We start from the raw sequence: 17,578 nt of genomic DNA, 5'->3' as shown, positions 1-17,578 counted from the left end.
TCTGTCGCTGACGGGTATCGTGGTCCTGGCGCACCGGTGACGTGGTCCCGGATTCGCGCTAGGAGCAATGCTCGAACGGGCTCTGCGGATTTGGACAGGTTATTCGACGAGGCGAACTATTGGCTGCGACCTTTGCGGAGCCATTACTGTTCTCATCCCAGAGCGCGCAACGAAATCGCAATGAATTGGGTGAAACGACCGTGCACGAAGCGGGACGGAAGCACGTGCTGCATCAAGAAAAATCAACAACTTAGAAGATGCTCACTGCGTTCGGGACGCAGGGCATCCGCGCGAGGTGCCACGGAGGAAATTCGTTGGCCGTAGAAACTGGCCGGTCGGATCAGCGATCGAGCGCCGGGTTGTGCAACGAGGTAGCTATAGGGGCGGTAAAGCGCGGAAAGAGGAGGACGGAAGTTGAACCCGCGCGGTATCGCCAGAGGCCGGCCCGCACCACGCCTAGCACCCCGCATCTGAATGGAGGACCCGTTTCCGCCGACGAGAGCACCTGCCGTTTCAGGCCACCTTGGAAGCGATCGATGGCCGCAGCGAAGAAGGGAGCGTTGGAGGCGCTGCGGAAGGTCGCCCCCGCGGCCAGCGCGCCGTCGTAGCCTGCGAACTGCCAAAGCAGGCTCGTGCAGCAACCCGGGTGGCCGGCCTCGGTTGAACGGCATGACCGGAAGAGTTCTCTACGAAAGCGCCAACGGCGATGTCTGGCGGCTAGTCCGCCATCCGCATTCCGGACGCCCGGCGGTTGACCATCAGCCGAGCGCCAGCTCAGGCGGACGGCGTCCATCACCGAGGTCGGACAATTCCTGCGGCCTTCCGTCATGGAACCCGAAAAGATGGCTAGGGAAGGCCGTGATGCGGTCCTTTGTTCCGCATTGTATTGACGTTCTGAACGAAATTTCGTGCCCCACCGCACCCGCTCGAAAGGGAACTCACCGCTGGGACCCTGCGTTGGCCAAGTGTACTTCTTCAGCCGCCGGGGGCCGTCAAGAAAGTCGAGCTACTGACGCCGGCCTGCCTCCTTCCAGGATGTGGCATCCGCACTTTTGTCAGGGAGCATCGATGATCGAAGCTGACGACCTCGCAAGCGCGCCCGATGAAATCAGCGCGGCCCAGTGGCGTCAGATCGTCAATGGCGCGACTGATACGGCCATCATCAGCGCCGATGAACGCGGACTCGTTACCAGCTGGAATACCGGCGCGAGCCGGATCCTTGGCTGGAGCGAACCCGAAATGCTCGGCAAGTCCTTGGACCGGATCTTTGCCGCAGACGCTGGCCAAGCGCAGTTGCGCAAAGAAATGGAAGATGCGACCGCGCACGGTAGGGGCGGCGGCCAGGAAGGCTGGCGCCTCCGCAAAGACGGGAGCCGTTTCTGGGCGGTGGGCGAACTGAGCCCGATCCGCGAGGGCGGAAAGATCGTCGGTTTCGTCAAGATCCTGCGCGACCGCACGATCCAGCGGGAGGCCGAGGAGATGATCCGTGAAGAGCGGCATTCGCTCGAAGTGCTCAATCGCGCCGGATCGGCCCTCGCCCTCGAGACTGATCTCCAGCGCCTGGTGCAAATCGTAACGGATGCGGGCGTCGAACTCAGCGGTGCCGAGTTTGGGGCGTTTTTCTACAACCTCACCAACGAGGCCGGCGAAAGCTACATGCTCTACACGCTTTCGGGAGCGCCGCTGGAGGCATTTTCGAAGTTTCCGATGCCGCGAAATACCGAAGTGTTCGCGCCGACCTTCAACGGCGAGGGCATCGTGCGCTCCGACGATATCACCAAGGATCCCCGCTATGGCAAGAATGCGCCGCGTCGAGGCATGCCCGAAGGCCATCTGCCCGTCCGGAGCTATCTCGCCGTTCCCGTGATTTCGCGGACGGGGGATGTGATCGGAGGCCTGTTCTTTGGCCACGGCAAGCCTGGCGTCTTTTCGGAGCGCTCCGAGCGGGGCCTCTCGGGGCTCGCCGCCGAAGCGGCCGTGGCAATCGACAATGTCCGTCTTTCGCAGGCGTCGCACCGCGAAATCGCAGAACGCAAGCGCGCCCAGGAGGCGCTCGTCGAGTTGAATGCCACGCTGGAAAAGCAGGTGATCGAGCGCACCGAACAGCTTAAGCGCAACGAGGAGGCGCTGCGGCAGTCCCAAAGGATGGAAGCGGTCGGGCAGTTGACGGGTGGGGTCGCCCACGACTTCAACAACCTCCTCCAGGTGATCATGGGAAATCTCGACACGTTGCAGCGTAATGTTCCTTCGGATTCCGCGCATCTGCAGCGCGCCGTGCGTCACGCGATGAATGGCGCCCAACGGGCGGCCTCGCTTACCCAGCGCCTTCTCGCGTTCTCGCGCCGCCAGCCCCTCGATCCCAAGCCGATCGACGTGAACGTTCTGGTCAACGGCCTTTCCGAGATGGTCCATCGCACGCTCGGCGAGACGATCGCCGTGGAGACCGTGCTCGGCGCCGGGTTGTGGCGCGTGGAAGCCGACCCCAATGAGCTCGAGGCTGCCATCCTCAATCTCGCCGTCAACGCTCGCGATGCCATGCCAAATGGGGGAAGGCTAACACTTGAGACCGGTAACGCCCACATCGACGAAGCCTATGTCGCGGCACATAGGGAAGTGGTGGCGGGCCAGTACGTCGTCATATCGGTCACCGACACCGGCGTTGGCATGGACCGGCAGACCGTGGCGCAAGCGTTCGAGCCATTCTTCACGACGAAACCCGTCGGCAAAGGCACGGGACTTGGGCTGAGCCAAGTGTATGGCTTCGTCAAGCAGTCGGGCGGTCATGTGAAGATTTATTCGGAACTTGGGCAGGGCACCACCGTCAAAATTTACCTGCCTCGCCTGTTAGGCGACTCGTCGGATGACACCACACCTGACGAGACGCTCAATCCGGAGGCGACCCAGGAAGAGACCATTCTCGTCGTCGAGGATGACGCCGACGTCAGAGCCTACTCTGTCGACAGCCTCCGCGAGCTGGGCTATCGCGTGCTGGAGGCCCATGATGGGCCGGCGGCTCTGCGGATTCTAGACCGGCAACCCCGAGTGGATCTCCTGTTTACAGACGTGGTCCTTCCGGGCGGTATGACGGGCGCGCAGGTCGCCGCTCAAGCCAGAGCCATCCGCCCCTCCTTGAAGGTGCTGTTCACTACCGGATATGCCCGCAACTCGATCATTCATCACGGCCGGCTCGATAAGGGCGTGCAATTGATCGTCAAGCCCTTCAGCTTCAATGAACTGGCCGCCAAGGTACGCGACGTGATGGATCAAGTCGAAAACTGAGCGATGGGGCGCGCAGCAGAACGAGTTGGCTTTTCTGCCGTGACACGACAAGGATGATCATCGGCATCGAGCATTGGCCGTGGCGGCACCGATCGGGTCAAGTCAGCGCGGCGGCCGACGCTCGCGGGCGAGCCAGCCCACCGCATCTGACTTCACGGGGTCAACCTCGATCGTAACCTTTTCCGTCCCGCCGCAGGTAGAGCACTCGAACGTACGGTCCTCGAATCCCCGCTCGCCGGAAGAGATACGCGACAGCGCGAGCCCGTGCTTGCACACCGGGCACATCGGTCGATCGTTTAGGGACTCCATGCGGCTGGCCTCGAAGGCAACATCGCAGGCGCTGCGGAGGACGGTTCGACTCTTACGCCTGGAGGAGGCCGCCGCCTTTGGCTATCCTCGCGAGCGCTAGTTCTGAATAGCGGGCCGTGAGACCTTTGGCTATCCGCGACAGGCGCCGTAGTTCAACGGCGGGCGACGGTCCCTGCAGTTCAATGGGGCAGCACGATTATCGTTCCTTCGACCTGCCCCGGTCGCCGCTGAAACCGCCGACGTCCGCCGACGTTGCTTTCAGGGGGTGGGTCGCAACGAGATTGCTCCGATGCTGGGGGGCGTCGACATCGGTCCGCAACACAGCGGGTCAATTGTGCGGGAATCGGCGGGCGGCTGCATCAAGGAAAAGCCGGAATTGTCGCCCGCCCTGCGTCTGCAATTGGAGCGGCTCCCGAAAACCGAAGCCCCCTGACTCGGCCCCCTCGGCTCGCCGATCTGTGTTCACGCGGTAGCCGGCGCCCGCCCACCGTCGGTGATGCGATACTCGATATCTCCGGATGGAAGCGGTTCGGTTTCCACGTGACCGGGCTCCACGAGCCGCGCCGCGATTTCGTGGTCGAACGTCGGTGGGTTGACCAAGGATTCGCCGATGCGCTTCCTCAGAAAATCGCGCTCCAGATCGGTCAGCTCCATCTTCGCGCTCCTCTGCGATCTCTTCCGGCGCCGCTGCGGGACCCGGTCGGCGCAAGAAGGACTCGATTCCGGAACCCGGCGCGGTTCACCTGCAGTTCAGGCCGGAACGCCTAGTCTGCGATGGGGCGTTGCAGAAAGAGGGCCGTGATGGGTGCACCCGAGACTTTCGATGCCATGGCCATCGTCGTCGATTTGCTCGACGCGTGCCGGGACCGGCGAATGTCCGATCTGCTCGGCCTGTACGACGAAGACACCACCGTGGAATGCTGCGAAGGCGGGAGGTTCGAGGGCAGGCGGGCATTGCGTTCCTATTGGACGCTGAGGTTGGCGGATCAGCCTCCCGGCCCCTTCCAGATCGAGGCGATCGTGCCGGAAGACGGCGGCATCTACCTCGAGTACCGCGATGCAGGGGGACGGCTGTTCCGGACGCGTCTCCGCTTGAACACCGCCGGCAAGATCGTGCACTCGACCTGCAATCCGCTGGTCACCAACGATGAGGCGTTTACGGTTTGATGCCGTGACGACTGTCCGTTCGCGGCGGCCTAGGACCGATCGACATTCAGGATTCCCAAGCGGTTTGATCGCTGATTCATAGAGTTCCGTGATTCGAGACACGGAGCAGATGGTGGCGGCGAAACGATATGAGCTGACGGAGGCGCAATGGGCGAGGATTGCGCCACTGCTGCCGGGGAAAGCTGGCGACCCGGGACGTACGGCTGCGGACAATCGACTGTTCGTCAACGGATGTTTGTGGGTTTTGCGATCGGGCGCACACTGGAGCGACCTGCCGGAACGGTACGGCAAGTGGAAAACGGTCCATCAGCGCTTCAGCCGCTGGTGCCATGCCGGCGTCTGGGAGCGCGTGTTCGCTGCTCTGACCGCCGATCGCGACAACCAGTATCTGATGATCGACAGCACCATCGTTCGCGCCCACCAGCAGGCGACGAGCGGAAAAGGGGGGCCAAAGATCAGGCGCTGGGGCGTTCCCGAGGTGGACTGACCACCAAGATCCACATGCTGGCTGATGCGCTCGGCCGTCCGCTCCGCTTCATCGTCACGGCTGGGCAAGTTAATGACATCACCCAGGCGCCCGCACTGCTCCACGGCCAGAGCGGCGATGCCGTGCTCGCCGACAAGGCCTATGACAGCAACGCCCTGCGTGCGATCATCGCGGAAATCGGCGCAACGGCGGTGATCCCGTCAAACCGCACCCGCAGGATCATCATTCCGCACGACGCCGACGCATACAAACAGCGCAACCGCATCGAGCGCTGCTTTTGCCAGCTCAAACACTTCCGACGCTTGGCAACCCGTTATGATAGGGGATCTGACAACTTTACCGGCTTCATCCATCTCGCTGCCGCAATGATCTGGATGCAATGAATGTCGATCGGTCCTAAGCCGACCGCTCCAGCTGCCGCCGTTGTCGATGCGCCGTCGCCCCTCGCGTCTGCTCGGTCGCTGTGCCGGGATCGCGCTTTCGAGCAGGCGTGGCGGAGGGCGGTCAGTGCATCGGGCTGCGGCGGCGCGGATACAGCTGAGACCTCCGGCGCGACCGGCTGGGGGGCCGACGATTCCGCAACACTGAGGATCTCGCGGCCGGCGTCGGTCAGCTGCCAGCCCGTTTCGTCCCGCAGCACCAAGCGCTGCCCGAGGTCCAGGTCCGGCACGCGGGCCGCGAGACCGTGATACCCGAGCCAGCCCCGATCCTTCGGGTACTCCAAGCCAGCCCAATACTCAGCCGGCGGCGCCTTGTCCTGGTAGAGCATCGGATAGTTGATCTCTTCGATGCAGATCCGGCCATCCTGGATCGGCTCGAAGGCGCGTGCTCCATGATCCTGCGCGCGGCTTTTTCGGATTCGGAGTAGGGGCGGTCGCCAACGTGTTTCATTGCTATGAATTTAGAGAGTCACAAACGGCCGCAGCAACCTTTGGGGCCAAGAGGCTGTCGCTGGGGCCGCTGTCTCGGCCGGTTCGCTCCGGCCGACTCGCGAATGAAACCGTGTCAGCTTTACACGAGCAGAGCAATTGCAACGATTGCGAAAGGGCAAAGGCCAAAGAGGACATGCCTACGCGGACGAATGTTTCGGCCATGGCACACCCCGACAGTGCAGCATTTGTCACATAGCTTAAGCCCGGGCGTCTCTCGCTGAAAGCGCAATTTATGCCGGATGCACGTAGCCCGAATAGGCTATAAAACCGCGCGTCCAAAGCGCTCCTCGTAGACGCTAGGACTTATTGTTTTAATGTCTTGGGTTCAAATCGGCGGAGAGCCGCCGACTCAGCCCCAAGGGGCTGCATGGAACTTCCGCTGCCAAAGCCACTAATAGCGAGCCAGATTGGCAGGTCCCCTACCTACGAGATGCTTGTCGATTGTCCGTTTCGCTGCAGCGATCGCTTCCTGGGTACGTTGATAGGTAATTGTTCTGATCGTTTGTGCGCCAGCGATCGGCGTCGCTTCCACCAAGAACCCGCCGCCGGGTTGCTCGATAATCACCAATCGGTGCGCTAGATATTCAAGTTCGTCCGTCACGTTGGTGATCTCGTTCTGGATTTCGGAACAAGCGGGTAAGGCCCGGAATGTTCCAAATGTCGAGGTTGGTCTTCCGGGCGCAGCAAGCTCTGCGTTGGTGTCAGCGCTCTCACAACTCGATGGCGGCCGCTCCGGCTTTAGGTGGTTTGTCTGACCAGGGCGCGACGCCGCCCGCTTAAAATACACACGGGCCGTTGGCTCTAGCCCCAGGATGTAAAGTGCAAAATCCTGACGAGTTGATGACTGCGGGACCGAAAAAGGCAGATTCTTTGAGGAGGCCCGCGACAGGCTGGGTATTACGGAGATTTGCGAGCAAATAACCTTGCTCGATCGACAGCTCCAACCATTGGCGAATAGAATTGACGAACTGCCCGTCACGTCGATCGGCGGACTGAAGGCAAAAGCACTCGTTGCATTCTGGCACGCCAGTCCGCTTTGTGCGGGCGATCACGAGGTTTACTTCCAAGACGAGGCTGCCTTTCAGAGGCTGTTCATTGCAGTTGCTGAGTTCTGTGGACTTGCGGGTAGTGTTCGGGCCACGGGCTATGCAATGCCCGAATGGCCGAACGTCGAGCAGCAAGATGAAGAGGACGAGGCGGTCTGAAACGGGCTAGCTCGCGCTGGTTCAAGAAAAAACGCCGCCGGTCTCAAAAATGCACGCCCGGCGGCGTTTCCTTCCTGAACTGGGACGCTGAAATTCCCAGCACTAAGCAAACTGCAGGGGCTGTGCCACGGGCCAATGACGCATCAAGTGCGCGTGATATGTGAGGCCGTTCACACGCGATCATCGCGAGTCGGCCTAACGCATCCATGGGTGGCAACTCGGTGTCGGAGAATCATGATGCCGTTTTTCAGCAGCCAAAGCTTGCCGTCAGCAGCCGCCGCTTCAATGCTCAGTATTCTCGTCGTGGCAGCGCTCGCCTTTTCGGCTGTTGGTTATGTGGAGTGGTCATCGGGCGTTAATCTGACCCATTTCATGGGCCGGACTGCCGCGGATGCCTCAACGCCGGTTCTACCGCTCAAGGGGCGAACAGGTTGCGAGCAGGGCAATAGGCCGCTGCCCGCGCTTTCTCTGCCGCTCGAATGACGCTGACCTTAAGCGACAGCGCCCAATGTCCCTAGGAGACTAAACCGCCAGACGGGCAGGCAGGGCCTCATCGCCTGCTGGCGACGTGCATCGGCGAGTTTGTGCCTGGCTCGGGCGCCCCCATAGTTGCCCATATGGCAATGCCTATGGCCAGCGCTAACAGCACGGTCTTTGTAGCAATCTTGTCGCCAGACATCTTGAGACGCCTCTCATGCGTCAGCGCGGTAAATCTCAAAAACTACGCCGCCGGGCCCGAAATGGTTTGTCCCGGCGGCGCCCTGTCATTCCCAGCGCTAGGGCCCTGAAATTCCCAACGTCACTTGCTTAGCAGGTACCCGGAGTGACTTCTGTTGCCTAACTCACACAAAGTCCAAAAGAGGAGCCGACGCTCAGGGCCGGTGCGCCAGCTCCTCCGAAACGTGACCGTGCTGCGTCCCCAACGGTCCCGTCCCTCAGAGAAGCCTGCGCCGATCACGTTGCTGATTTGCTAACGGCTCGGGAACAAGTGGGAATGCGAAGAGTCAATTCGTTGCTCCCGCGATCAGGTGCCCCCCCGACCGGGAGTTCAGTGGCGACCCCGGTGCCCCCAGCGCCGGGGTCGCTTGTATGCGTCCCCCCGAGGCCCTCGGCAAGTGCGCTGCGACGTCGAGTGCAATTCAGGCTGCCGCGGATGTACCGGCATTCTGCCTGAACCGAGGTGGCTCTTGCTCACCGGCGCCCGCGCCCCAGCAGACGACACGACGGCCTCAGCGATCCCCAAGCTGGGGCCGTTTTCGCGTTTTGTGTGTAGAATTGGCCGCGGGCGCGGAAGACACGCCATCGGGGCCCGGGCTGTTGCGGCGAACAGGGAGGCGATTGGGGAGCGTTTGCCGTCGACCAGATGGGCTTACAGGCACCTGCGGGATTGCTTGCCATCCACACCAACATGCCCGCCACCGTTCCAGCCGACGTCGACAAGGCCCTCAAGGCCGGCAACCCACCGCCGTCCAGTCTCTCCGCAGAGGAACGACGCGCCTATGAACAGCTGGTCAGCACTCTGGCGCGAACATGCTCACCGGAGGTCACCCATGAAAAGATTGGAGGCGATGCGTCAGTTTTCGGCGTAGCTCGAGTGGTAGGCTTTAGCCCACGAGCGATGGGAGTGCTATGATCACAATTGTCAATTTGGGATTGGAGGACGTTTGATTAGTGCTCGACCAAACGCGCCGATCATTGCTGCGGCCTCATGATCTCCACGATCATCGAGAATGCGATGAAGCGTCCTCGCACTTTCTTGGAATACGGGCAAAAGCGATGGGTCACGTTCGCACAAGACACCTGCGATACACAGTGCAAGGGCCTCCACACCCATCTTCGCTTGAGCTAACGGATCTGCTGCCATCTTTTCCTGCCTCCATCGACAGTTTTAATCGTACACTGAGCGGTCCCGGGCTCAGTTTTTGTGACGACGCTCGCTCCTGGAGGCGATCAAGCCCTTTAATTCCTCGACAAGACGCCGCCTGATGAAGTTGCGTTCGGCGTCAGTCAGTTGAGTGTCCAACAGCCTTCGGTATCGCCGTACATTTGCTTCGCGAGTCCACCGAGCATCCGCGTGGGATACTCTCAACGGCCGATGCCGCCGCGTCGCAGAATGCCGTGCGCAGGCCGGCTTGCTCAACCGAGGCAGCTGCATTGCCATTCCGCCGCGCGGCGGCGGATCATCCTCGTTGTCCAGCCGCTTCAGGGCCGCGAGGATGTCGGCAAGGCGCAACCGATGCGGAATGCCGGGCACCTCCCGAAGAGCCGGCTGGGATTCGATGACGTACATATCCGATGCCCAGGACGATAGGATGACCCGCTTCTCGTCTGTCGAGAGCCGCGCGTCATTCAATACATCGCCAGGTGAATTATAGTGAGATACTGGATGGAAAATCGGCTCATTGAGGTTGGCATTACGATTGGCTTGGCTCATGGCGTGTCTCCTGTTTCTCCTTTCGTCCAGAGACGCGTTGCTAAAGACTTGAATATAGAGGTCGGCGACGGTCATACGCCGCCGACCTCTGACGTTAGTTGCTGTTGATCGCGATACGCTTGACGTTCGACCTTGACTGCTCGGACCTCGGCAGCGTCACGGTGAGGACGCCGTTCTTGAAGTCGGCCTTCGCCTTATCTTCCTCGACGCCATCAAGCGGAATCTGGCGCTCGAAAGAGCCGTAGTATCGCTCGCTGACGAACTTGGAATCGTCGCTGCGTTCGGCTTTCCTTTCACCCCGGATTGACAGGATGCCATTGGCGATTTCAACCTGGACATCCTTTTCGCTGAGGCCTGGAAGCTCGGCGGAAACCGTAACCTCCTTATCGGTTTCATTCAGTTCAAGGCGTGGCCAACTAAACTGGCCCTCCATCAACGGAGCGTTGATGCGACCGAATGAGCCGAAGCCGCGAAAGGCGTCATCGAACAGACGGTTCATCTCACGGTGAAGCGTGAGAAACGGATCGAATGCCTCTCGTCCGGTTGAGAGTTCTTGCCCTTTGCCCCAGGGAACGAGATCCCGAATACCCATGATATCCTCCTTAACTTGACATGCAGCTGGTCAGCGCACGGACGGTTACCGTCCGTGCGTGTTTTGGCCCAATAGGAAGCGGGCTCAGGCCGCCTTCTGCGTGATTTGTCCGCCAGGAGCGCCACTTCCGATGGCAATACGCCGAGGCTTCATGGCCTCGGGGATTTCGCGCACGAGCTCGATCCGCAGCAGACCGTTCTCGACCATTGCCGACTTGACCTGCACGTAGTCGGCGAGGTTGAACTGTCGCTTGAACGGACGCGCCGAGATACCCTGATAGAGGTATTCGTGCTGGTCCTTGTCGCCCTTGCGGCCTTCCACGGTCAGCACGTTCTGCTCAGCCGTCACCGAAATCTCGTCCTGGTTGAAGCCGGCCAGTGCGACCGAGATCTGGTAGCGGTCCTCTCCGAGCCGCTCGATATTGTAGGGCGGGTAGTTGTCTTCGGACCGATGCTGGGTTTCGTCGAGCAGATCGATGAGGCGGTCGAATCCAATACTCGAACGCCACAGGGGAGTGAAATCGTATGTCCTCATAGCCAAGTCCTCCAGAGAGCAAGATGGATACGAAGGAGCGCAAGACGATCGGTGCAAGACACCTGTCCGGCGCCCTGGTTGCTTTGCCGAGCCCAACCTGGCGCCCGGCACCGCCCGTAAAGCGGCAAAAATCCAATTAGAAAAACGGCGATCAGTTTCAAGAGCGTTCGCAAAAATTTTTTGGCTTGGTTTTAGTCGGGTTATTCCGGCCCGCGCACCGGAACCGAGTTCGGGCAGTTGGCTCGCGAGGCACGCCCGCCATCTGCGCCGGGTCGGGAGACCGCTCAATGCTGAACCTCGCGCGAGACCGGAGAGGTTTGCACTTTGTCCCCGGGCGTGCCAGTCCCATTGCGGTATTTCCAGTTGCTCTGGAGCCGGCTGCCGTGCAAAGGCTCACCACGAAGGCACGCGTCATGTGAGATCCGTTGCGCAGCCGGCGCGGAAGCCTAGCTTGCAACTGGCCTGTCAGAATCTCAGCCGGCCAATCCGGGCAATTCGCTCCGCAGGCCAGTCATAATGAAGTGCACGCCTATCGCCGCTACAATGAGCGCCATGGTGCGGGTCATAACGTTGATCCCGGTTTTTCCCAGGAACCGCTCGATCGCCGCCGCCGTCCAGAGTGTCAATCCGATCAGGAATGTTGCGATGATTGACGCCGCAGCAAGCAGCGCCTTCGCAAGCCAGCCAGGATTATCATTGGAAAGGGTGATCATGATGCCGACTTCGGCTGGTCCGACGAGCAAAGGGAATGCAAACGGTGTTATCGCCATTCCATGGATATCTACTTCGCTGCTGTCAACTCCGCTGGTTGATTGCAAGAATTTCCCATACTGTGCCTGAAACATCTCGAGCGCGATGACCAGTGCAAGCAACCCGCCTGCGATACGAAAGTCATCGAGACCGACAATTGAAAAAGCCGAGGATCTGCTTGCCGAGGACCGCGGCTCCCACAAAGAAAACCGCAACCGCCGTGCATGCCAAGACGATGATACGATGGATATTTGCGCTTCGCGCCTGCCGCGTGATCGCAAGAAAGACTGGAATGGCTCCGACCGGACTCGTCAGCGCATAGAGCAGCATCGTGATTCCGACGAACTGATTCCAAAGCATAGTCGTAGCCCACCTCTGACAGCTGAACGCCGCCGCCCTCAATCCTTTTCGATGGTAATTTGTGACTCAGCTGCGAGGCCAGCCAGTGAACTCACTATTGTACGACGCAAAACGTCATCTGAAATGTCGGCGGATTTACACACGATAATGCGTGGCGCCTCGCTACGACCGGCCCAGACCAAGCTGTATTTGTGAATCAAACCGCCCGACTTGATGCTTTCAAGGGCCTCGGTAAGTAAATCGTGAAGCTGTGCCGTCATGATGGAGCCCGCAGTTAGGTGCCCGACGTCTCCAATTCAGTCATTTCCAATTCGCAACATCGCGCGAGCGAGCTCGAGCTCACTGATTGCCTGGCGCAATGCCGGCGGGCCGCACTCTTGTCGCCGTTCGCACAGGCTGCGCTCAATTCAGTAAGGTGTCGACGCGCCGTCTCCGCGTGCGCCACAAGATCCGCAGCCCCTGCAAAGCTGGATCCCCGTTTCGGGTCCATGGTCAAATTGTCTCCGAGGACCTTTCGGCAAGCTGAAGCTTGCCCACAACAGACGATAGGAGCAGAGTCAGCCATTTCAAGGGTTCTTGGCGATGGTCGCAGCCCGGAAGGCTTGTGATTGTAGAGCCGCTCAGATTTCGGTCAGCACGGTTGTCGCTGGAAGCTTGATCGAACCGACCGGGTCCATGGGACAAGGGGATCTTGGAACATCCCGGTTGCTGGCCACCTTGTGTCGGTTGCCAATCGCAATGGCACGGCCGTCGCGCCCGTGCCATACGAGTACGCCGAGCATCTTGTGCTCGGCATCGTGAGGTTCAGCGAGTAGGACCTTCTCCACGGAGCGCCTATGACGGTCCATGGTAAGCGGCAAGCTGAGGCCGTCAGGCGGCGTGGTTCCATGGCATAAGCGCGTCGAGTTCGCTGTTCGGCCAACCGTTGGCGATACGCTGAAGTGTTACGGCGAGCCAGGCGAACGGATCGACGTTGTTCATCTTCGCCGTCTGCAGCAGTGTCGCGATCGTCGCCCAAGTTCGTCCCCCGCCGTCGATGATCGTCCCTTCAACGCATCCCGTCGGGACATATTCTAAAGGGTCGACTGCCGGAATCTGACGTCAACATGGTGATCGACTCCGCGCGCCGGCTCAGCGATCTCCCGCTCTACATCGACGATACATCCTCGCTTTCCGTAGGCGAGGTGAGCGCCAGAACCAGAAGTCTCGCCGAGCGGGCGCAGCGGGAAGGGCGCCGGCTGGGCTTCATCGTCATCGACTATCTGAAGTACCTGAAAGCGTCATCCTAATATCGCGGCCAGCGTCACTATGCGGTGGTCTGAAGTCGCTGGCCAAGGAGCTGAAAATCGTCGTCATCCTGCTCGTGCAGCTCAATCGAGAAGTCGAGAAACGAGATGACAAGCGGCCACAGCTTTCCGATCTGCGTGAGAGCGGCGACATTGAGGCCGACGCCGATACGGTGCTGTTTCTCTTCGGGGAGGAATATTACCTGTCCAAGCTCGAGCCGAAGCCGGGCATACCCGAGCACATGGAGTGGCAGACGAAGATCGAAAGCTGCCACAACCGCCTCGAAATCATCGTTGCGAAGCAGCGAAGCGGGCCCACTGACTCGTCAGGGGTATTCTGTGACCCCGCAGCATCAGCTATGCGCTCGACTTGGTCGCGACGATCACGCGGCTGCAGGCATCGTCGGCGACCAAGCTGGCGGTGCGCTGCCCTCTGGGTGCCGAACCGCGCGATCGCGACCAACATCTCCAAGCCGGTGCAATGCGACATGATGCCGATCAAGCGGGCAGGTGGGTGGTACGAGGCGCCGGGCGCGACGATGGACCGGGCGGTTGATCTCGCTGCGTTCAGGATACATCCCGGCGCGACGATGCTTTGGCATGATGATCTTCTGCGGAGATGGCGAGATCAGGCAGCGTGACAAATGCATAGCGAAAGTGTCATTAGGAGACGAATGAGTATTTTGAACCGTTTGAGTATTTTTGAAGGAAAACAATTATTTACGCGTGTAACGTGGGATATAGAAGCCCGCCGCTGCCCCTAGTATTTATTCCTCATCACCGCACGGCTTTGGGTATCTATCGGTGATGAGATCGCCGTCACCGCGCTCCCGCCTTCTTGCAACGGAAAGGAGTGCGCTGTGGTCATCAAGCGTCGCAATCGAACGAAACATACCAAGACATTCGAAGAGAGATTGGCCGAGGAGGCTGCTCGCTTCAGGGTCGCTGCTGCGCAGCTCCCGCCCGGCACTCAGCGCGAGCTATATCTCCGCCGAGCGCGTCAGGCCGAAACGGCAGCCCATATCAACGAGTGGCTGACGTCGCCAGGGCTACAGCCGCCTAAGGCGCTCGAGGACGTACACATGAGGAAGTAACATGACCCCCAGAGAACGCCGTGACATGCCGTGGATTATTGGAGCTGCCACTTTGGTTTTTGTCCTGTCGATCGTCGTTGGCGGCATGACGTACTTCCGGTAAGACAGCCGGCCTTGTGGAGTGAGATCCCCAGTGGATTGACTTTTGCAGTCGTAGCCAATATTCGCCCGCAAATCAGCTTGAGTGAATAGATGCGCCCGGCGGCTCCCGTCCGGGCGTCTCTCGTTTCACGCAGCTTTCGCGGTCGATCGGTTTGATCTTTTCCAGGTCGCTGCCAAGTTCTTGTTCGGCCATCTGCACGTCATAGGCATTCTGCAGGTTCAGCCAAAGCTGAGCAGAGGTTTTCAGCGCCTTGGACAGGCGAAGAGCAGTGTCCGCGGTAATCGAGGTCTCCTCGTTCGCAATACGCTCAATCCTGGTACGGGGAACGCCGCAAACCTTGGCGAGCGCACCGGCCGAAATGTTGAGCGGGATGAGAAATTCCTCGCGTAGCACCTCACCGGGGTGCATTGGGGGCAGTTTCTTTGCCATATGACCTCCTTGGTCTGGCTAGTGGTAGTCAACGAACTCGACCTCCTTTGGACCTTCAGCGGTCCAGGTGAAGTAAATGCGGAACTTATATTGCCCCTTGCGGTCGCCTTCAGGGCTTCAAGGTGATTGCCGGGAGGGGCCAAAAGGTCGTGTAGGTTCACAGCTGCGTTCAGATACTGGAGCTTACGGCGAGCTAGCTTGAGCAGATCGGCCGGAAAGCCTTTTGGCTTTGCCGTTGAAGGCTGCTTCGGTCAGTTCGTCCTTGAAGCACTTGATCATGATCGGAGTGTATCATGCGGTGATACGCCTCGCAAGAGGTTTGTATCATAATATGATACGTTCTTGTAGATCCGCAAGTTTTCCGATGCGGAATCCTCCTACCGAATAGGTGGAGCCGCGGGATTACCACGCCGCTCTGGAGTGCGCTTGAGGCCGGGTGTCGGCGCGCGATCGGGATTTGGCATCGTCGAGCCGGCAAGGATGACGTTTGCCTGCACTGGGCGGCCGCGTCGGCATTCGAGCGGCCCGCAGGGGCGCAAAGCGATCTTTTCATTCGGTTCAAGCACGGGGCGACCTGGCAGGTCGTCGGCTCGGATAGCTATAACTCGTCGGTCGGGTCTCCTCCAGCCGGTGTGACGTTCTCCGAATGGGCGCTTGCGAACCAGCAGCGTATGCGTACCGCGCCCTGATCCTCGTCGAGAATAGCGGCTGCGCGCTGTTCATCACGTCGCGCGGACGCAACCACGCCAAGTCGATGCTGGAATACGGCGCGCGGGAGCTCGGACTGGTTCGCGCAGGTTCTGACTGCCTCTCGTCTCAAGTCGCTATTTTAACCGGTCGCGGATGGTGGTTCCCACTACTGTTCATCGTGCCAGCAGGCTTCTGGTTTGCCGCTGTATGCGTCTATTCAGTCCTTTGGTGTAAGGCACGCGCCTTTCCACAGTCGTGGACGATTGCGGCGCTTCCCTCCCCACTGGATCAATGGATGGGAGCCATCGTTGGCTCGCTGTTCATCGCCAAAGTTGGCGGCGAAATTGTCGCGCGGCTTAAGCGGTAGGGCAATGCGAAGTGGACTTGGCACAGGAGCTATTGAAACTCGGCCCTGCGGGCCTGATCTGCGTCATTTTTGTGTACTCGCTAAGGATATCCGACTCCAGCTGCTCGAAAACCAGCTGATCGAAAGCTATGACGAGCGCGTGTTGGCTGCCGATCGCCTCGCCGAAGCCATTCACAGCACGCGTACCGCGTTGGAAGCCCTGACCTCAGAGATACGGGCAAAGCGATGAACCAGATCATCAATCAGTTTCGACGCATCTTCGCCGACGACGGGCGCGGGGACAAAGATTTCACCCAGCAGGAAGAGCGGTTTGAAGAAGGCTCAGGATGAGCTGAAGGAAGCATCCGCTTCATTGGCGCGAGCCGCTAACCATCTCGCCGACTTCATCAAAGCCAGGATGTGATGGAGTTCCAGCCTTCATGATCGTTCTCTCGGTTCTCACCATCGCCATCGCGTTCCAGGAGTGGCGCGAGTGGCGAAAGAATCCGCCTGATCTTCTGGACAGGCGGTAGCTCGGCCTGATGCTTCACGCCTGTTTCCCTCCCTAGACTTTCCCAGCGCCCTTTCGTTCACGCCGGGATGTTGAGGAAGTTACGATCTTGCCTCCGGGTGTGATTCTGATGCTGTGCCCATTAGGGCAGCTGAGATCGGATATCGTCCGGGACGCGAAGGCAAGCGTTGCTGCCGAAAGGATCAACGCTAGCTCGCGACAAATCGGGCACAGATACTTTTTGTCTGTAGGCGGTATTGGCGACGCCATCGGGCTCTCCGCCAAAACACTGCCGGGGAAAACGCAGGTTAGGATTGCGGGTTCCCGTGCTGGCTCTCCTCTTGCGGGAAAGGATCGTGCGTTTTGCGGTCGAGGAAGGTGTCGGGCGGAGTTAGTTTTTAATAGTTCAGCCGCCTTTGCAATGAGTTCGCGGACGAATGCGGTCTGCTTGGATATTTGGGCGGCTTCATCGTGAACCCGATGAACAGGTTGGATTGGCATGGCTGTGCTCCTTGGCTTTGCAGGCGGGAGCGCTCTCGGTCTCTCAGCCACCGACGCCTACGAGCAGAGCCTTGGCCGGTGATAACTCATCAACGGCGCTGGAGCGATTTGCTCAATAGTGAACATAAGCTGGCGCCTAATCGGCGTCGGGCTCTTCTTTGTGCCTCGCCACAGCTTCATTAACTTTGTGGCGGTCGAGCCGATCTTCGGGGGAGAGCATCGAGACAGGGCGCCAGATGCTAACGTTGATCTCCAAGTTTGAATTACGTGGCTTCGTGGCCCACTCCCACCCATCGATCAAATGCGTCTTTGGTCCACGGCTCCGGCGATATTTGCCGGGTGCGTCCGGTTCTTGATCTTCCCCTGCCTGGATATGGTTCGGGCCGGCGCTGCCTAGCGCCGGTTCACCCGGCTGCCATTATGATCGCGCGCGGACTTGGGACTTTTAGCGCATGGAGATAATCGGCGCTGAACTCGGCCACCGTTTCAAGCTCCTCGCGCCGAAGCACGTAGGCGATTTGTCCGCGCCAATCGAGCAATCCCATCTTTCTCAGTTCCTGAACTGTGCG

Annotated in this window: 18 protein-coding genes and 2 pseudogenes; 10 read left to right on the top strand and 10 right to left on the bottom strand. The window is 59.8% G+C overall.

Annotation, left to right across the window (positions count from 1 at the left end):
• The first annotated feature begins 1,068 nt into the window (after positions 1–1,068).
• Positions 1,069–3,279: an ATP-binding protein gene (locus tag IF803_RS27635; protein ID WP_028342763.1), complete on the top strand. Its 2,211-nt coding sequence runs from the start codon at positions 1,069–1,071 to the stop codon at positions 3,277–3,279.
• Between the two features lie 598 nt (positions 3,280–3,877).
• The gene (locus IF803_RS27630) at positions 3,878–4,021 is read left to right on the top strand and encodes a hypothetical protein (protein ID WP_016844177.1); all 144 of its coding nucleotides are present in this window, start codon (positions 3,878–3,880) and stop codon (positions 4,019–4,021) included.
• Between the two features lie 29 nt (positions 4,022–4,050).
• Here IF803_RS27630 and IF803_RS27625 read toward each other — a convergent pair whose 3' ends face one another.
• Positions 4,051–4,242 (bottom strand): hypothetical protein, encoded by a 192-nt coding sequence (locus tag IF803_RS27625; protein ID WP_028342765.1) that lies wholly within the window; start codon positions 4,240–4,242, stop codon positions 4,051–4,053.
• Positions 4,243–4,389: 147 nt separating this feature from the next.
• Between IF803_RS27625 and IF803_RS27620 the strand changes: the two genes are divergently transcribed.
• Positions 4,390–4,755, top strand: a complete 366-nt coding sequence (locus IF803_RS27620) for a nuclear transport factor 2-like protein (RefSeq protein ID WP_016844178.1) — start codon at positions 4,390–4,392, stop codon at positions 4,753–4,755.
• Between the two features lie 109 nt (positions 4,756–4,864).
• A protein-coding gene (locus IF803_RS27615) for an IS5 family transposase (protein ID WP_210199792.1) occupies positions 4,865–5,625 on the top strand; the annotation gives its coding sequence in 2 pieces (ribosomal slippage) (positions 4,865–5,210 and positions 5,210–5,625; 762 coding nt in all).
• 940 nt (positions 5,626–6,565) lie between these two features.
• Here IF803_RS27615 and IF803_RS27610 read toward each other — a convergent pair.
• On the bottom strand, positions 6,566–6,775 hold the full coding sequence (locus IF803_RS27610; RefSeq protein WP_155258650.1) for a hypothetical protein: 210 nt from the start codon (positions 6,773–6,775) through the stop codon (positions 6,566–6,568).
• Between the two features lie 322 nt (positions 6,776–7,097).
• Between IF803_RS27610 and IF803_RS27605 the strand changes: the two genes are divergently transcribed.
• From IF803_RS27605 to IF803_RS27595, 3 genes and pseudogenes are all read left to right on the top strand, one after another.
• Positions 7,098–7,379, top strand: a complete 282-nt coding sequence (locus IF803_RS27605) for a hypothetical protein (protein WP_018273514.1) — start codon at positions 7,098–7,100, stop codon at positions 7,377–7,379.
• A 234-nt stretch (positions 7,380–7,613) separates the two neighbouring features.
• Positions 7,614–7,862, top strand: a complete 249-nt coding sequence (locus tag IF803_RS27600; RefSeq protein WP_129965246.1) for a hypothetical protein — start codon at positions 7,614–7,616, stop codon at positions 7,860–7,862.
• Between the two features lie 844 nt (positions 7,863–8,706).
• Positions 8,707–8,898 (top strand): annotated as a pseudogene (locus tag IF803_RS27595) (epoxide hydrolase); the annotation flags it as partial.
• 396 nt (positions 8,899–9,294) lie between these two features.
• On the opposite strand, the gene IF803_RS27590 reads toward IF803_RS27595, so the two are convergent.
• From IF803_RS27590 to IF803_RS27560, 7 genes and pseudogenes are all read right to left on the bottom strand, one after another.
• Entirely contained in the window at positions 9,295–9,813 is a 519-nt protein-coding gene (locus tag IF803_RS27590; RefSeq protein WP_461194184.1) for a hypothetical protein, read from the bottom strand.
• 94 nt (positions 9,814–9,907) lie between these two features.
• Positions 9,908–10,405 carry an Hsp20/alpha crystallin family protein gene (locus tag IF803_RS27585; RefSeq protein WP_026193316.1) on the bottom strand — a complete coding sequence of 166 codons (498 nt, stop codon included), beginning with the start codon at positions 10,403–10,405 and terminating at the stop codon, positions 9,908–9,910.
• A gap of 84 nt (positions 10,406–10,489) precedes the next feature.
• Entirely contained in the window at positions 10,490–10,939 is a 450-nt protein-coding gene (locus tag IF803_RS27580) for an Hsp20 family protein (protein ID WP_028344419.1), read from the bottom strand.
• 473 nt (positions 10,940–11,412) lie between these two features.
• Entirely contained in the window at positions 11,413–11,811 is a 399-nt protein-coding gene (locus tag IF803_RS27575; protein WP_461194182.1) for a MarC family protein, read from the bottom strand.
• A gap of 19 nt (positions 11,812–11,830) precedes the next feature.
• Positions 11,831–12,019: a MarC family protein gene (locus tag IF803_RS27570; RefSeq protein WP_461194181.1), complete on the bottom strand. Its 189-nt coding sequence runs from the start codon at positions 12,017–12,019 to the stop codon at positions 11,831–11,833.
• A gap of 68 nt (positions 12,020–12,087) precedes the next feature.
• The gene (locus tag IF803_RS27565; RefSeq protein ID WP_028344417.1) at positions 12,088–12,309 is read right to left on the bottom strand and encodes a hypothetical protein; all 222 of its coding nucleotides are present in this window, start codon (positions 12,307–12,309) and stop codon (positions 12,088–12,090) included.
• A 610-nt stretch (positions 12,310–12,919) separates the two neighbouring features.
• A pseudogene (locus tag IF803_RS27560) lies at positions 12,920–13,084 on the bottom strand (transposase domain-containing protein); the annotation flags it as partial.
• A gap of 20 nt (positions 13,085–13,104) precedes the next feature.
• Between IF803_RS27560 and IF803_RS27555 the strand changes: the two are divergent.
• Both IF803_RS27555 and IF803_RS27550 read left to right on the top strand, forming a co-directional pair.
• Positions 13,105–13,338, top strand: coding sequence for a DnaB-like helicase C-terminal domain-containing protein (locus IF803_RS27555; RefSeq protein ID WP_080686998.1), 234 nt, complete (start codon positions 13,105–13,107; stop codon positions 13,336–13,338).
• Between the two features lie 74 nt (positions 13,339–13,412).
• A complete protein-coding gene (locus tag IF803_RS27550; RefSeq protein ID WP_461194180.1) occupies positions 13,413–13,976 on the top strand; it encodes a DnaB-like helicase C-terminal domain-containing protein in 564 nt (187 codons plus the stop codon).
• Positions 13,977–14,604: 628 nt separating this feature from the next.
• Here the strand turns inward: IF803_RS27550 and IF803_RS27545 are convergent.
• Positions 14,605–14,961 (bottom strand): HigA family addiction module antitoxin, encoded by a 357-nt coding sequence (locus tag IF803_RS27545; protein WP_035633634.1) that lies wholly within the window; start codon positions 14,959–14,961, stop codon positions 14,605–14,607.
• Between the two features lie 646 nt (positions 14,962–15,607).
• Between IF803_RS27545 and IF803_RS27540 the strand changes: the two genes are divergently transcribed.
• Positions 15,608–16,018: a hypothetical protein gene (locus IF803_RS27540; RefSeq protein ID WP_461194179.1), complete on the top strand. Its 411-nt coding sequence runs from the start codon at positions 15,608–15,610 to the stop codon at positions 16,016–16,018.
• Positions 16,019–17,578: the final 1,560 nt, after the last annotated feature.

The organism is Bradyrhizobium sp. UFLA06-06 (assembly GCF_054820065.1).
This window is presented reverse-complemented; position numbering and strand designations above follow the sequence as displayed.

What these genes read in the sequence shown, in the direction of transcription:
- IF803_RS27590 (WP_461194184.1), bottom strand. Translation starts at nt 9,813, where the DNA reads ATGAGCCAAGCCAATCGTAATGCCAACCTCAATGAGCCGATTTTCCAT.
- IF803_RS27620 (WP_016844178.1), top strand. Translation starts at nt 4,390, where the DNA reads ATGGGTGCACCCGAGACTTTCGATGCCATGGCCATCGTCGTCGATTTG.
- IF803_RS27630 (WP_016844177.1), top strand. Translation starts at nt 3,878, where the DNA reads ATGCTGGGGGGCGTCGACATCGGTCCGCAACACAGCGGGTCAATTGTG.
- IF803_RS27625 (WP_028342765.1), bottom strand. Translation starts at nt 4,242, where the DNA reads ATGGAGCTGACCGATCTGGAGCGCGATTTTCTGAGGAAGCGCATCGGC.
- IF803_RS27580 (WP_028344419.1), bottom strand. Translation starts at nt 10,939, where the DNA reads ATGAGGACATACGATTTCACTCCCCTGTGGCGTTCGAGTATTGGATTC.
- IF803_RS27635 (WP_028342763.1), top strand. Translation starts at nt 1,069, where the DNA reads ATGATCGAAGCTGACGACCTCGCAAGCGCGCCCGATGAAATCAGCGCG.
- IF803_RS27585 (WP_026193316.1), bottom strand. Translation starts at nt 10,405, where the DNA reads ATGGGTATTCGGGATCTCGTTCCCTGGGGCAAAGGGCAAGAACTCTCA.
- IF803_RS27565 (WP_028344417.1), bottom strand. Translation starts at nt 12,309, where the DNA reads ATGACGGCACAGCTTCACGATTTACTTACCGAGGCCCTTGAAAGCATC.
- IF803_RS27545 (WP_035633634.1), bottom strand. Translation starts at nt 14,961, where the DNA reads ATGGCAAAGAAACTGCCCCCAATGCACCCCGGTGAGGTGCTACGCGAG.
- IF803_RS27600 (WP_129965246.1), top strand. Translation starts at nt 7,614, where the DNA reads ATGATGCCGTTTTTCAGCAGCCAAAGCTTGCCGTCAGCAGCCGCCGCT.
- IF803_RS27540 (WP_461194179.1), top strand. Translation starts at nt 15,608, where the DNA reads ATGGGCGCTTGCGAACCAGCAGCGTATGCGTACCGCGCCCTGATCCTC.
- IF803_RS27570 (WP_461194181.1), bottom strand. Translation starts at nt 12,019, where the DNA reads ATGCTGCTCTATGCGCTGACGAGTCCGGTCGGAGCCATTCCAGTCTTT.